Source organism: Cuneatibacter sp. NSJ-177, from assembly GCF_022867805.1.
Classification (GTDB): Bacteria; Bacillota; Clostridia; order Lachnospirales; family Lachnospiraceae; genus Pseudolachnospira.
The window spans coordinates 542817-557414 of record NZ_JALIFO010000001.1 but is presented as its reverse complement, the minus strand read 5'-3'; the positions used below and the strand labels follow the sequence as shown (position 1 = coordinate 557414).

At 54.2% G+C, this 14598-nt stretch carries 14 protein-coding genes; 1 reads left to right on the top strand and 13 read right to left on the bottom strand.

From position 1 onward, the window contains the following. Positions 1 to 81: 81 nt before the first annotated feature. On the top strand, positions 82 to 1074 hold the full coding sequence (locus MUB23_RS02475; protein ID WP_244798604.1) for a pyruvate kinase: 993 nt from the start codon (positions 82 to 84) through the stop codon (positions 1072 to 1074). Here MUB23_RS02475 and MUB23_RS02470 read toward each other — a convergent pair. From MUB23_RS02470 to MUB23_RS02410, 13 genes are all read right to left on the bottom strand, one after another. After that, a complete protein-coding gene (locus MUB23_RS02470; RefSeq protein WP_244798603.1) occupies positions 1062 to 3650 on the bottom strand; it encodes an AAA family ATPase in 2589 nt (862 codons plus the stop codon). The two genes, MUB23_RS02475 and MUB23_RS02470, sit on opposite strands and share 13 nt — an antisense overlap. After that, positions 3647 to 4783 (bottom strand): exonuclease SbcCD subunit D, encoded by a 1137-nt coding sequence (locus tag MUB23_RS02465; protein ID WP_244798602.1) that lies wholly within the window; start codon positions 4781 to 4783, stop codon positions 3647 to 3649. The genes MUB23_RS02470 and MUB23_RS02465 overlap by 4 nt, the downstream gene beginning before the upstream one ends. A 150-nt stretch (positions 4784 to 4933) precedes the next feature. Continuing rightward, a complete protein-coding gene (locus MUB23_RS02460; RefSeq protein ID WP_244798601.1) occupies positions 4934 to 5152 on the bottom strand; it encodes a hypothetical protein in 219 nt (72 codons plus the stop codon). A gap of 17 nt (positions 5153 to 5169) precedes the next feature. Then, complete coding sequence (locus MUB23_RS02455; protein WP_244798600.1) at positions 5170 to 6165, bottom strand: 2-hydroxyacid dehydrogenase; 996 nt, start codon at positions 6163 to 6165, stop codon at positions 5170 to 5172. A 44-nt stretch (positions 6166 to 6209) separates the two neighbouring features. After that, a complete protein-coding gene (locus tag MUB23_RS02450) occupies positions 6210 to 8138 on the bottom strand; it encodes an NAD(+) synthase (RefSeq protein ID WP_244798599.1) in 1929 nt (642 codons plus the stop codon). A 45-nt stretch (positions 8139 to 8183) separates the two neighbouring features. Next, positions 8184 to 9578: an aminopeptidase gene (locus MUB23_RS02445; RefSeq protein WP_244798598.1), complete on the bottom strand. Its 1395-nt coding sequence runs from the start codon at positions 9576 to 9578 to the stop codon at positions 8184 to 8186. A gap of 93 nt (positions 9579 to 9671) precedes the next feature. Continuing rightward, on the bottom strand, positions 9672 to 10229 hold the full coding sequence (gene efp, locus MUB23_RS02440) for an elongation factor P (RefSeq protein WP_244798597.1): 558 nt from the start codon (positions 10227 to 10229) through the stop codon (positions 9672 to 9674). A gap of 89 nt (positions 10230 to 10318) precedes the next feature. Beyond that, entirely contained in the window at positions 10319 to 10822 is a 504-nt protein-coding gene (locus MUB23_RS02435) for a YqeG family HAD IIIA-type phosphatase (protein WP_244798596.1), read from the bottom strand. Beyond that, positions 10822 to 11274, bottom strand: coding sequence for a transcriptional regulator NrdR (nrdR, locus tag MUB23_RS02430; RefSeq protein WP_244798595.1), 453 nt, complete (start codon positions 11272 to 11274; stop codon positions 10822 to 10824). The genes MUB23_RS02435 and nrdR overlap by 1 nt, the downstream gene beginning before the upstream one ends. Before the next feature lie 111 nt (positions 11275 to 11385). Beyond that, complete coding sequence (locus tag MUB23_RS02425) at positions 11386 to 12171, bottom strand: 4Fe-4S binding protein (RefSeq protein ID WP_244798594.1); 786 nt, start codon at positions 12169 to 12171, stop codon at positions 11386 to 11388. A 94-nt stretch (positions 12172 to 12265) separates the two neighbouring features. Next, positions 12266 to 12556 carry a DUF1294 domain-containing protein gene (locus MUB23_RS02420; RefSeq protein WP_244798593.1) on the bottom strand — a complete coding sequence of 97 codons (291 nt, stop codon included), beginning with the start codon at positions 12554 to 12556 and terminating at the stop codon, positions 12266 to 12268. Then, positions 12550 to 13170 carry a thiamine diphosphokinase gene (locus tag MUB23_RS02415; RefSeq protein WP_244798592.1) on the bottom strand — a complete coding sequence of 207 codons (621 nt, stop codon included), beginning with the start codon at positions 13168 to 13170 and terminating at the stop codon, positions 12550 to 12552. The genes MUB23_RS02420 and MUB23_RS02415 overlap by 7 nt, the downstream gene beginning before the upstream one ends. 106 nt (positions 13171 to 13276) lie before the next feature. Continuing rightward, positions 13277 to 14542, bottom strand: a complete 1266-nt coding sequence (locus MUB23_RS02410) for a glycosyltransferase family 2 protein (protein WP_244798591.1) — start codon at positions 14540 to 14542, stop codon at positions 13277 to 13279. Between the last annotated feature and the right edge of the window lie 56 nt (positions 14543 to 14598).

Genomic DNA, 14598 nt, shown 5'->3' with positions numbered 1-14598 from the left:
ATTATTTGGAATAAAACAGGCAAAATATGTTACACTGAAGTGGAATTTACCCGGAATGTAATTCCCTTGCGGAGGTTTGATATGGAATATTACGGAACATTAGGTCCTTCCTGCCAGGACCCCGAAACACTAAAGAAAATGCTGGCGGCCGGTATGACCGGATTACGTTTAAATCTGTCCCATGGCTCCCTTCCCGGCCAGGCTTCTCTTCTCGCCGCTTGGCATAAGGCGCAGGAAGAGGCCGGGGTACAGGGGGAACTGCTGATCGATCTGGAAGGGCCGGAGCTGCGGACCGGCGTGATCCCCCGGCCCTTCCCCTTAATCGAAGGTTCCAATGTTCTCCTGGGGCCGGGCGGAATTCCGGTTCCGGACTTCCTGCCGTCCCTGCTGAGCCCTGATCAAGAGCTGCTCTTGGACGATGGCAAGCTTCTTCTTAAAGTCACTCAGACTGGTGATTCCTCCGTCTCCTGCCTGGTTATACGAGGCGGCATCCTCCGCTCCCGCAAAAGCCTGGCGTTAAAAAATCCGGCCGCATGCGAAATCCATCTCCCGGCCCTTACGGAGAACGACAGAAAAAATCTGGCCGCAGCTTCCAAATTCGGAGTCACCGGCGTCATGCTCCCTTTTGTCCGCGGGCAGGCGGATCTTTTGGAACTGAAACGCGCCTTGGCCGATGCCGGCGCTTCCGGCGTCCGGATCTTTGCCAAACTGGAAAACCAGGAGGGCCTCCAACATCTCAAAGAACTTTTTTCTGATTCCGATATGATCGTGATTGCCCGCGGCGACCTCGGCAACTGCCTTCCGCTCTGGGAACTTCCCCGCGCCCAGAAGGAAACCTCCGCCTGCTGCCAAAAATCCGGCGTTCCCTTCCTAGTGGTCACCCAGATGCTGGATTCCATGCAGAACCGTCCCGTGCCCACCCGCGCCGAAGTGCTGGACATCTTCAACGCAGTCCTCGACGGAGCCTCGGCCCTGATGCTGACCGGGGAGACCGCTGTAGGCCGGTATCCGGCTGAGGCGATGGAATACCTGGTCCGCACGGCGGAGGAAGCGCTTCGATATCAAAGGGATTGAACCAGAACGCTCCCGCTTCTCCCTTTCTTCACCAGGACCTTTTTTTCGATCTGCTCCTGGAGGCTTTCCACATGGGAGATTACTCCAATCAGACGTTCTCCCTCCGTCAATTCCTGAAGAATCCGCAGGGCGGCCTCCAGAGCGTTCCGGTCCAAAGAGCCAAAGCCTTCATCGATGAACAAGGTTTCCAGACGGATCCCGCCCGACATCTCCTGAATAACGTCTGAGAGTCCCAGGGCCAGGGACAAGGAAGCCTGAAAGGACTCCCCGCCGGATAGCGTCTTTACATCCCGCTCCTTTCCGGTATAATAATCCCGCACCAAAAGATCCAGGCCGGACTGTGCGTTCCCTGCCTGAACCTCACTGCGCCGGAGGGCGAACCGACCCCCGGTCATCCGATCCAGCCTCCGGTTTGCCGCCTGCAGGATCCAGTCGAAGTATTCTGCCTGCAGATATCTCTCAAAAGTCAGTCTCTGTTTTCCCCTTAGCTGGCCGTTGGCTGTATCCGATAGTTCCCGGCGCAAAGCAAAGGCGGTTTTTGCATTCTCATATTTCTCCCAGGTCTCCCGGATGCTTCTGGCTGCCTGTCGGTTCACTTCCCGCCTGCTGTATAGGACCTTCTCCTTTTGCTCCCACTCATAAAATTGTCTCTTCAAATGCTCCGGCGGAACGACTTCCACCGAAGTAGATGATGCCGTCTGCTGGAAGGCCGTCTCGGCCTCCTGAAGCTCCCGCTCTTTTTCTTTCACTCGCTTTTGGGTTTCTTCCCTCCGGACGGAAACCGTTTTCCAGTCTGTCCCCGCCTGCTCTGCTTCCTGTTCGGCAAGACGCAAAGCGTGCTCCACAGAGGAAATTTTTCGGGACAAATCCAGAATCTGATCGTTTAGAACTACCGGATCCGCATAAGGCAGGCGTGCTTTCTTCTCCGCAAGTTCAGCCCGATTCCGTTCCAGGATTCCTTTTAATTCTTCCCTGCGTTTTTCCCGAAACCGCTGCGCCTCTTCTTCCTTCTCTCTTTGTTTTATCCATGTCTGTTCCGTCCCGGAAAGCTCTCCGGCCGCCTCTTTTTCCAACGCAATCCCCAGGCGCTCCGCATTTGTACGGTGAAGCTCTTCCCGGTACCGGTCCTGCTCTGCGAGATGCCCCAGTTCCTCCGCCTGCTTTCTCAACGCTTCTTCTCTTTGCCGGCCATTCTCCACTTCTTCTTCCGTAGGAGCCGACTCCCCTTTCCCGGCGGGAGCGGGATGTTCTTTTGATCCGCAGACCGGGCAGGGCTCGCCGTCATGCAGGCTTTCGGCCAGAATCCCGGCCTGATGGCTGAGAAAAAGGCGATAGCGCTTCTCCTGCCTGCGCCGTTCATCCTCCCAGGCGCGAAGAGCGCTTTTCAATTTCTGCTCGTCCAGCTTCCGTTTCCTGCCAGCTAGTTCCCACAAAGCCCGGTAACACACTTCGATCCTTGCTTTTCCCGCCTGCCATTCGAGAGCCAGTCTCTCAGCCTCCTGCTCTCTTTTTTGAAGCTCCGCCGCCTTTTCCTGAACTTCCCGGAAAAGGGGAAGAGATGCTTCCAACAGTTTTTTTTGCCCTTCCCAATCCACGGCTTTTTTCTGATTTTCTCTGGCCTTCCCAAGTCTTGCATCCGCCGTTTTTTTCCGCTCGCCCGCTTCTTTTTCCGCTGACTCAACCTTTGCCAGCGCTTCCCGGCTGCCATAAAGTGCTGCGCGCCTCTTCTCCATCTGGCCTCTGGCCGCTTCTCTTTTATCCAAAACCAAAAGCTGCTCCCGGCAGATTTCTTTCTGTTTCTTGCAGTTCTCCTCTGCCATTTTATCCGCCGCTTCCAGCTCATCCAGCCCTTTTAGGAGCTCCGGGACCTGGTGCAGATGCTTCTCTTCTTTCCGCTCGCAGATTTCCTGTTGCAGCGTACCTTCTCCCGGACACAAGATCCCGCTTTTGTACTGGAACAAGCTCTTCTCCAGCTCCTCACAACGTTTTTGAGCCTCAGACGCCTCCTGTTTCAGCCGTTCCTGAAAGCTCAGATACTTCCCGGTTCCAAACAATTTCCTTAAAATCTCGCTCCGCTCTTTACTGTCGGCGGTCAGCAGCTTTCGGAAGTCACCCTGGGCGATCATACCAATCTGGGTAAACTGTTCTCTGGAAAGCCCCAGCAGCTCTTCTATTTTCTCATCTACGGAACGGATCGCCGTAATTGCGGTTCCATCCGGGAGTGTCAGACTGGCTGACGCCGCTTTTTTTGTCTCCCCGGTCCCTCTGGCTTTCGGCCGCCAATACTCCGGGCTGCGCTCCACCGTATATTCTTCCTCCCGGCATAAAAAACAAAGGCGGACAAACGTCTCCCGATCCGCCGCCGCAAAATCGCTGCGAAGCATCCGGGGTTCCCGGTTCCCGCCGCTGGTCACCCCGTAAAGGGCGTAGACCAAGCCGTCAAAAATCGTACTTTTCCCCGCTCCGGTATCCCCAGCGATCAAAACCAACCCCTTCTCACCAAAAGAGGTCCAGTCCAAAGTGGCCTCTCCGGCATAAGGTCCAAAAGCACTCATTGTCAAACGCAGCGGCTTCATCGGCACTCCTCCTCCAACAAACGGCGGATCAACTCCCGTTTTTCTCCGTCGAGCGGCAGATTTTGCTGCCATTCATAGAATTCTGCAAACAATTCCTCCGGCGGTTTCCGGCTCTCCGCCGACGGCTGCTTTAAGATCCCGCCGCCCTTTGTCCGCCGGTTTTCAAAATCCAGACGCAGCAGATTGGGATAAACGCTCCGCATCCGCCCCACCGCATCCACCAATTCCTCATCGTCGGTCAGCACGGCCCGGATGTAATCCTCCGCCGGGGCCCCGTCCACCACTTCCGGGGACGTCAGCGCATCGATCGGCCCCCTGATCTCCCGCATCTCGTGGAGAGGCGTCAGGGGCAGGTGCGTAAGGTGAAGATTCCCCTTCTCCCGCAGTTCCACCACGGTCAGCCCCTTATTCTGCCGTACCTCAGAAAACGAGTACTTGAGCGGAGAGCCGCCATAACGAACCGCTTCCCGCCCGGCTGCCTGAGGCCCGTGGAGATGTCCCAACGCCACATAGTCAAACCGGTCGAACACCGTATAGGGAATGGATTCCTGGCCTCCCACGGAAATGGATTCGGAATCCGAACGCTCCGGCTCTCCGCTCCCGATCACCAGTTGATGGGCCACCAGGACATTTCTCTCGGAAGGATCGATCTCCTCACGGGAGAGAACCGTCCGCACCGCCTCCTCATAGGTCCGGATTTCCTTCTCCGGCGCATACGGGCGCACCGACGCCGGACGGAGAAAAGGCATCAGCCAGACATTGACCCGCCCCAGATCGTCCCAAAGCTCCACCCGCGGAAGCTTTCCCTGATACGTTCCCTCCAGATAAATTTTCTTATCCCGGAAAATCCGGCCGCCAAAGGCAATCCGCTCCGGGGAATCATGGTTCCCGGCAATGGCCAAAACCGGGAGGTTCCTCTCTGCCAGTCCGGTCAAAAAATCGTCGAACAGCTCCACCGCTTCGGCGGACGGCACGGCACGGTCATAGAGGTCTCCGGCTAAAATCACCGCGTCCACTTCCCTCTCGTCCGCCAAAGAAAGCACCTGTAAAAGCACATGGCGCTGTTCTTTCAGCATAGGCATATCATGCACGGATTTTCCAATATGCAAATCCGCCAAATGAAAAAACTTCATCCACGCTCCTTTCGTCTGTCTGCTGCATTTCCCAATCTGCGCTGGTTTTATATGGGCCCGCGTCCCTATCGCGTCCCTATCCAAACGACCTGCGGCGTCCCTCCTGAGACGCCGCAGATTTTTTGTTTGATAGGAAATTCTTTTTTATTGTTATGGTTTGCTTTGCTTTTTGACGGCGTCTAATCTTTCCTGGAGCGCCTCGTCGCCCTCCTCGATCCAGACGTCCTCTTCCTCCCCGTTGATTCCCAGGACCTCCCGGAGGGGCATATTGTCGTCGCTGTATTTCCAGCGGCTTACATAGCGGTAAATTTCCTCGAACTCGATCTCTCCGTCCAGATACCGCTGTTTAAAATTCGTTTCCTCACCCATCTTGATTCCTCCGGTTTTTACAAGCCGTTTACGATTCTCTCCGGCCTCTTCCTCTTTGCTATCCGCTCTATGTTCTCCCATACCATTTGATGGGCCCTCGTGAAGGTTCCGCCGGTGATGCCTCCGATATGCGGGGACAAAAGCACTCGACCCGGACAATCCTCCGGAAGGGAGGCAATCGGATTGTCCGCCGTGACAGGCTCCGGATACAGCGTATCCAATCCGGCCCCGGCGACGGCCCCGTTCATCAACGCGTCTCTCAGCGCCTCGTGATCCATCAGCTCCCCGCGGGATGTGTTGATCAGGTAGGCGCCTGGCCGCATCTTCTCCAGGAACCCGGCGTCCACCATTTTTTCCGTCTCCGGCGTCACCGGCACATGCAGGCTGACGATATCACATTCAGAAATCACACTCTCCCGGCTCGCCCACATCACTCTGCATTTCCTTTCCGTATCCGGATCAGCCCGGTGAGTGCTGTGATAAAGCACCCGGCAGCCAAAGGCAGAAAGGAGGCGCGCCGTGGCCTGCCCGGTGGCCCCAAAACCGATCAGGCCCACCCGGCAGTCCGACAACTCCCGGATACCTTCCACCATTGCCCTCTCCTTCACTGCAATCTGTTTTCCCTCCCGGACGGCCCGGTCGCCGGGGACTACGTTTCGAAGAAGGCCCAGCATCAGCAAAACCGCCTGCTCCGCCACCGCTCCCGCATTGACGCCCCGGCAGTTGCAGACAAAAATCCCTCTTTCCCTCGCCGCCTCCAGGTCAATGGCATGATAAGCCACGCCCTCCGAGTGGATCATCTTCAGCCGCGGCATCCGTTCAATCAGGCTGCGGCTGACCGGCGCGATGGCGTCCGCTAAAATAAAATCTGCATCCGCGCCTGCCCTGAGAAGTTCCACTTCCGTGGCGTCCCGCGGACAAACGATCATCTTTACCTTATCCGTGATCGGATTTTCCGGAAGGTACCTTCTAGCTCTTTTCTCATCTCCAATTACCAAAAGTTTCATCTTCATCACTCCCCCCTTTCCCGCCGCCGGATTGTTACCCGGCTGCATTCCTATTCCTGCAAAGATTCCACTTCATCCAGCCAGATCCTGCTGCACGCATCGCTTGGCATCCGCCAATCTCCCCGCGGCGACAGTCCCACGGCTCCGACCTTCGGACCGTCCGGCAGGCAGGAGCGCTTGAACTGCTGTGAGAAAAAACGACGGTAAAAATTCTTGATCCATTTCAGGATTACCGCATCCTCGTAGTCTCCGGCAAAAGCCGCTTTTGCCAGGCGATAGATTTTTTCCGGAGAAAATCCATAGCGAAGCACATAGTAAAGGAAGAAATCATGGAGTTCATAAGGTCCTACCAAGTCCTCAGTCTTCTGGGAAATCTGTCCCTCCTCCGGCGGCAACAGCTCCGGGCTGACCGGTGTGTCCAGCACATCCATCAGAGCATCCCTCAACGCCGGATCCCCGCAGGTTTCCGCCGAATAACGCACCAGATGGCGCACCAGGGTTTTCGGCACGCCTGCATTTACCCCGTACATGGACATGTGGTCTCCATTATAGGTGGCCCATCCCAGCGCCAATTCCGAAAGATCTCCGGTTCCCACGACCAGTCCGCCCAGCTGATTGGCCACGTCCATCAAAACCTGGGTCCGCTCTCTGGCCTGTGCATTTTCATATGTCACATCATGAACGCTTTCCTCCTGCCCAATATCCTGAAAATGGGACCGGACGCTGTCTCTGATCGGGATCTCCCGCAGCTCGGCTCCCACAGCCTTTGACATGACGCAGGCATTCTGGTAGGTGCGGTCCGTTGTCCCAAAACAGGGCATGGTAATCGCCAGAATCCCATCCCGCGGAAGATCCAGGCTGTCGAAGGCTCTGGCCGTCACCAAAAGCGCCAGGGTAGAGTCCAGACCGCCGGAGATACCGATCACTGCATGACGGCAGCGGGTGTGCTCCAGCCTCTTTTTCAAACCCATGGCCTGGATAGACAGAATCTCTTCAAAACGCTCCGCCTGCTCCTCCCCGCGGGCCGGGACAAACGGGGCCTTGGAAATCTTCGGCAAGGATGTCTCCTCCAGGTCCAGGGAAAAATCGATCCACTCATAGCCTTCCTGATCCATCGGTCCAAACGAAGTATTTCTGCGGCGCTCCCCCGCAAGTTTCTCTACATCCAAAGTTCCATATGTGATGCTATTCCGAAAACGTTTCGCCTCCGCCAGGAGAGTTCCGTTTTCTGCGATCATATTCTGTCCGCTGAAAACCAGATCCGTCGTAGATTCTCCCTGTCCGCTGGTTGCATAGACATAACCGCACATCAGGCGGGCTGACTGTCCTACCACCAGACTCCGGCGGTAAGCGCTCTTTCCCACCACCTCATTGCTGGCGGATCCGTTGATGATCACGGTTGCTCCGGCCAGAGCGTGATGGATGCTGGGCGGCTGCGGAGCCCACAAATCTTCACATACCTCAGCCCCTACCACCAGGGCCTTTAGGGTGTCGCACTGAAACAGGACGTCCGTTCCAAAAGGAACCAGATAGACATTTCCATCCAGGTCCGCAAATTCCACATCCACGCATTGTCTGTTTCCAGGCGTAAAGTGGCGGTGTTCGTAAAATTCCCCGTAATTCGGCAGATGGATTTTGGGAATTACGCCCAAAAGCTCCCCGCGGCTAAATGCTGCCATCACATTGTAGAGCTTCCCATTTTCCGGCCAGATCGTTCCCACAAAAACGAGGGCGTCCACGTCTCTGCTGGCATCCACCAGGATTCTCAGCTGCTCCCCGGTTTCCGTAAGCAGTTTGTCCTGCAAAAACAAATCGCCGCAAGTATAGCTGGGAAGAACCAGCTCCGGAAACACTTGAATCTTCGCTCCCTTCGCCGCCGCTTTTGTCATTTGCTCCACAATCTGCTCCCGGTTGAATACCGGATCAGCCACCCGGATTTCCGGAGTAACCGCAGCTACTTTGATAAAACCATTCTGCATGGATTTTTCCTTACCTTTCCAGTCAAAGTTTCGTACCGCAATCCCTTATGCGTCCTTCAAAAAAGCCGCATAGCCTTTCTTTGCCTCATAGATATCCGCCTTGCTGCCGATTTCCCAAGGAGCGTGCATGTTCAAAACAGCCACACCGCTGTCGATTACTTCCATCCCATAGTTTGCCGTGATGTACGCGATGGTTCCTCCGCCGCCCTGATCGACTTTTCCCAGCTCCGCCGTCTGAAAGGATACCTGATTGTCGTCCATGATCCGGCGGACCAACGCCATATACTCGGCGGAAGCATCATTGGAGCCGGATTTTCCGCGGGAACCAGTATATTTGTTAAACACAAGACCACGTCCCAGGTAGGCAGTATTCTTCTTTTCAAATACGGAAGAGTAATTGGGATCATAGGCCGCGCTGACATCGGAGGAAAGCATCCGGGAACGGGCCAGGGCGCGGCGAAGTCCCAGATCCGAATATTGGCCGGCCAGGCTCATGATCTCCGCCACGGTATTTTCAAAGAACCGGGACTGCATTCCAGTAGCGCCCACACTCCCGATCTCTTCCTTATCCACCAGCAGGCAGACCGCTGTCTTCTTGCACTCCGCCGTCTCCAACATGGCTGCCAGAGACGTATAGGCGCAGATCCGGTCGTCCTGTCCGTAGCCCATGATCATGCTGCGGTCCAGGCCGAAATCTCTGGCCGGCCCTGCCGGAACCACTTCAATCTCAGCCGACAGAAAATCTTCTTCCTCAATCCCATATTTCTCTTTGAGAATGGCAAGAATCGCTTTTTTGACCGGCTCCTTTTCCTTCTTCTCCGCCTCGTCTTCTTTCACCGGACGGCTTCCCACCAGCACATTCAAGTCTTCGCCTTCAATAACCACTCTGGCTTTTTTCTCCAGCTGATCGCCGGAAAGGTGAATCAGCAGGTCGCTGATGCCAACCACCGGATCCTGGGAATCTTCCCCAATCACTACGTCCACCACGGATCCGTCTTTTCTCGCCACAACCCCATGCAGAGCCATCGGGAGGGCGACCCACTGATATTTCTTCACACCGCCGTAGTAATGGGTATCGAATAGGGCCTGTTCCGTGTCCTCATACAGAGGATTTTGTTTTAAGTCCAGCCTGGGGGAATCGATATGGGCGCCCAGGATATTCATCCCGTTTTCCATGGGTTCGCTGCCGATCCGGAACAGCGCGAGGGTTTTACCCATACAGTCCGCATAAATCCGGGATCCGGCGGTAAGCTTTTCCCCGGAAGCGATCAGATCCTCCAGCTTTCGGTATCCGGCCGCCTCGGCCAGCTCCACGGCTTTCTTTACGCATTCCCGCTCCGTCTTGGCCTCAGAGATAAATTTCCGGTAATCCTCGCCAAGCTCCATCAGCTCTTTTTCTTCCGGCCCGCTGTATTTCAGCCACGCATTCTCTCTCTCCATATTCTATCCCTTTCTTTATTTTTTATTTCGCTCCTCCAAAGAAAAAGCCGCTGCAAAATCTCCAGACTTTGCAGCAGCCCATCCACTCCAGCTTTATACTCTGGACAGATATTCTCCGGTTCTCGTATCGATCTTAATCACATCGTCCTGGTTCACAAACAGCGGAACATAGACGGTGGCGCCGGTCTCCACTACCGCAGGCTTGGTGGCGCCGGTGGCCGTATCCCCCTTAAATCCAGGCTCGGTATCTGTCACCTTCAATTCCACAAACAGGGGCGGCTCAATGGAAAATACCGCTCCCTTGTGGGAACAGATCTTCACCATCTCATTTTCCTTCACGAACTTCAAAGCATCGCCGATCTGCTCCTGACCCAGAGCAATCTGCTCATAGGTGTTCACGTCCATGAAGTGGTACAGATCGCCATCGGAATACAGGTACTGCATATCCACGCGGTCGATCCGGGCTTCCTCGCATTTTTCTGTGGGGCGGAAGGTTTTTTCCACCACACCGCCGTTTACAATATTTTTCAGCTTCGTGCGGACAAAGGCGGCGCCTTTGCCGGGCTTTACATGCTGAAACTCAACGATCTGATAGATATTGCCCTCGTATTCGATGGTAATACCATTTCTGAAATCACCTGCTGAAACCATTGGTTAATTTCCTCCTTGGAATTTCAAATTCATAAATTCATTATGCTAAAAATCTATCCGTCTTATTGTATAATAAAACAGATGACTTTTCAACTATTTTTTTCCTGCCGCTGGTAGAAATGCAGAACAATCCGTTCCAACTTCCGCTTCATCACGATCTGGATCTCCTCTTTCGGATGGATGGGATGGACAAGGATCGTATAAAGTCCGGTCCGGTTCGCCCCGTAAATATCGGTAAATAATTGATCCCCGACAAAAAGGGTATTATTCCGGCTGGTGCCGATGCGCGTCATGGCGGCTTCATAACCGCGGACGGACGGCTTATGGGCATCGCATAAAAACTCCGACTTCACCGCCTCGGCAAACGGTTTCACCCGCGGCTCATGGTTATTGGAAATCAGACAGGTGCGAAATCCAAGGCCCCGGAGCTTTTCAAACAGGACGGCTGCCTCCGGCGTGGCCGGGGCTCCATGGGGCACCAACGTATTGTCAATGTCAAACAAAATACCGCGGTAGCCCTTTGCAGCCAACGCCGCATAGTCAATCTGGTAAGCCGATTCCTGCCGCTCTTTGGGATAAAATTTATAAAACATCAGTTTTTCTTCTTCGCGACTTTCTCGATCTCCCGCAAGAAAGTGTCCACGTCCTTAAATTCTTTATAGACAGAGGCAAAACGAACATACGCCACATCGTCCAACCGGCGCAAATGCTCCATGACAATCTCGCCCACCTCGCTGCTGGGGATCTCTTTTTCTTCCCTTCCCATGATCTCATTTTCGATCTCATCGATCATGGCGCTGACCGTATCCACGGAAATCGGGCGCTTATGGCAGGCACGCATGACGCCGTCTTCCAGCTTGGCACGATCATAGGGTTCCCTTCTGTCGCCTTTTTTAATGATCATCAGGGGGATCGTCTCCACTTTTTCATAAGTGGTAAAGCGTTTGCCGCAGACCTCGCACTGACGGCGCCGACGAATCGAGTTGTCGGCCGGCCGGGAATCGATGACTTTGGTATCCTCTGCGTTGCAAAACGGACACTTCATTGAGATGTCCTCCTTTTTAGGATTTGTCAATTTGCCTCCGGCAGCTCCTTTTACTGCTGCCGGCCAGCCCCATGATTGCTTCGCAATCCTGGTAACAGGCTTCTTTACCTTTTAGGCTTTTCCTTCCAAAAGGAAATACTGGTTTTCCTTCCTTGCGGCAAGTCTCTTGGTAAACCCTTCCGCAAATGCCAGATATTCCGGGGTGTCAGGATTCTTGGCCCCAATCGGGCATTTCTTGATGCAGCGGAAGCAGGCGATACATTTTTCACCGTCAATCTTCGCCGGATCCTCCGGATCAATGGCCCCTTCCGGACATTCCCGCACGCAGACGCCGCACTTGATGCAGGCATCGGTGGTCTGCGGCCGGAATTTTCCGCCCTGGCCGCCTTCCTTATAGGGATAATTCCCCGGAACTTGAATCCCGCTCCAAGTGTCCTGATTCAGCAAAGCCTTCACTTTCTCAGCGAAAGCCTGATCCTCCTCTATGTCCTGTTCATTCGGACGGCCGACCTGAATCTGTCCATATGTATGCTGTCCGATCAGGGCCGCGGCGGCAACCGGAACAAATCCCAAGGCTTCCGCCAAATCCTTTAACTCCAGCAGCGCGTCGTCATAATCCCGGTTCCCATAAGTTACCGTCACGATACAGGGCGTTTTATGACCGGTAAACTGTTGAAAACGCTTCACCACCCCGTGATAAAGACGTCCCCCATAAACCGGCGCTCCGAACACAATCAATTCATCCTTGGCGAAGGAAATCCGGTCCGGCATTTTTCCGTCAACCGTCACATCAATCTCCTCCGCATTTTCATCCAATGCCTTTGCAATCGCGGCCGCTCCGGACCGGGCGGTGCCAGTAGGAGAAAAATAGATAGCTCGTACAACACTTGGTTTCATAAAAACGCCTCCTTACGAAATAAATTCCGTTTCTGTATATAAAAGGAAATCTTCCACTCGTTCGCCTCTATTATACGCGTAATTCCCAGAAATTTCAAGAACCGGATATAGGAAGTCCGCAAACTTCCAGCCAAACCAGCAAGGCCGCCTGCAAAAGAAAAAGAACAGGAAACCCGATCTGGAATTTTTTCTGTTTTGTCTTGTGATGGAAGAATGTCATACCGGCCAGCCCTCCGAAGCTTCCGCCTAGCAGGGCAAACAAAAATAAGGTCCGCTCCGGAATCCGCCACCGGCGGTTTTTCGCCTTACGCTTGTCCAATCCCATCGCGGCAAAGGCGATCAGATTCATGGCAAGAAGCCAGATGGCAAGCAGCTGCTTCAGCATTGCTTCGCCTCCCAAATCACCAAAAGCGTCCCCTTTCTCACACTGACCCGGCCGGGAATCCCGATCAGTTCATTGCTGACGCCCAGCGGATTCTCCTTTACCATCCGGTAATTTTCCAGCGGATACTTGAGTCCCTCCTCCGTCACCCCCTCAGCTACGTCACCGAGACAGAACACGGAAAGGTAGCCGGTCCTGGCAGCGGGAAAACGGATCTCCCCGTTTTGAATCACCCAGATCCGGCAGCCAAAGCCGACTAGCTCCGCCTGGAGTCCCTGTCCGGCCATTTCTGCCATCATCTGAATATTGGCAATCGTATGGGAAACACGTCCTCCGGTTCCTCCGTAAATCTTAAATTCCCGGTAACCGCGCCGGACGCCCTCCTCCACTGCCGCCATCATATCCGTATTGTCCTTCTCCGACTTTAGCACCGTAACTTCCGGAATCCCCGGCCGGTACCCCAGAGAGTCAAAATCCCCAATGGCAAAATCTACCCGGATCCCACGGTCCCGAAGATGGCGGAACCCGCCGTCCCCGGCGATCACCAAATCCTCCGGTCCCGGAATGATTGTCCCGTCGCCAAAATCCCCGGCTCCGACAATATAACAAATCCCCATCACTGCTCCTCCTGACACAAGCCTTCCGGCGGTTATATCCATATCGTTGTTACCCATTATACAAAAAGGAAGGCCTCTGCACAAGAGGCCTTCCTCAAATTTGTCATTAGTTCGGCATCCGAATATCCCGCACGTCCCGGACCACGCTGTGGCGGATCGGCTTCCATTCGATCTTCTTCACCAAAGCCACCACCGAGATCGGCAGGTAGGTGTACATGAAGATCGGGAAGGTAAACAGGTACAGGATTTTTTTATAGCCCTTACAGTGAATATTCTTCCACTCGGTAATCACCGTCAGACCACCCATGGCAACCAGCATGAAGTAGGACTGCACCACATAGTACAGAACACGCTGGATCAGCGGCTGCATCTCCCGGAGCGTATAGACATCCGCGGTCAGCCCCATCAGGATCATTACAAGCCCCAACGGCAGCAAAACTGCGCTGACCAGCATACCGGGCGCCAAGGTCATCAACATATCATAGGCAGAAAAACTGCCGCGGGTCACTTTTCCGGTCAGGCGTTTTCCATAATGGAAAAACACTTGGTAAAAGCCCTTGGACCAGCGCAGCCGCTGATTCCAGGAATCTTTGAAGGTTACCGGCTGCTCGTCGTAGAGAACCGCTTTCCTGTTGTAGCCGATGATCTCGCCCTTCAAAATTGTATCCGTGGAAAATTCGATATCCTCAGTAAGCAGATGATGAATCCAGCCTCCGTTCTCCCGGAAAATCTCCGTATTCACCAGGAAACCGGTTCCGGAGACGAAGCAGCTGGTCCCCAGAGTCATGCGCGCCTGGTTCAAGTAACGAGCTTCCCGCAGGAACCAAAGGGCGTAACCTGCAGAAATCCAGTTGGAATCATAATTCTTGGAATTCCGGTAGCTGGTGATCACCCGGTAACCGGAATCAAACGTATTGTTCATGTGCGCAATGTAGTTCTCGTCCAGTACGTTGTCCGCGTCGAAAACAAAATAGCCGTCGCAGTGTTCCAACGTGTAGTCTCTGTCGATGTTGCGGAGCAGTTCATTCAGCGCATAGCCTTTGCCGACCAGTTCCTGGTTGAACCTCTCGTAGACCACAGCCCCCGCTTCCCGCGCCACCTGTGCCGTGTTGTCGGTGCAGTTGTCTGCCACGACATAGATGTCGACCAAATCCTGCGGATAATTTTGCTGGCGGATGCTGTGAATCAGCTGTCCGATCACCAGCTCCTCATTCCGTGCAGAAATCAGAACACCAAAATGGTGCTTCTTCTCCGCCATCCTCTCTTTGGGCTTTTTCAGCAGCGAAACCACTATGTACGCCATCTGATAAAAGTAAAACGCGAAAAAAGCCCAGCCCAGCAATTCAATTGCTTTTTCCAAAACGCTAACCATAACATATCCCCCTTTAATTCTAACTTATGATAGCAGTGGGAAATTAAGATTAGCCT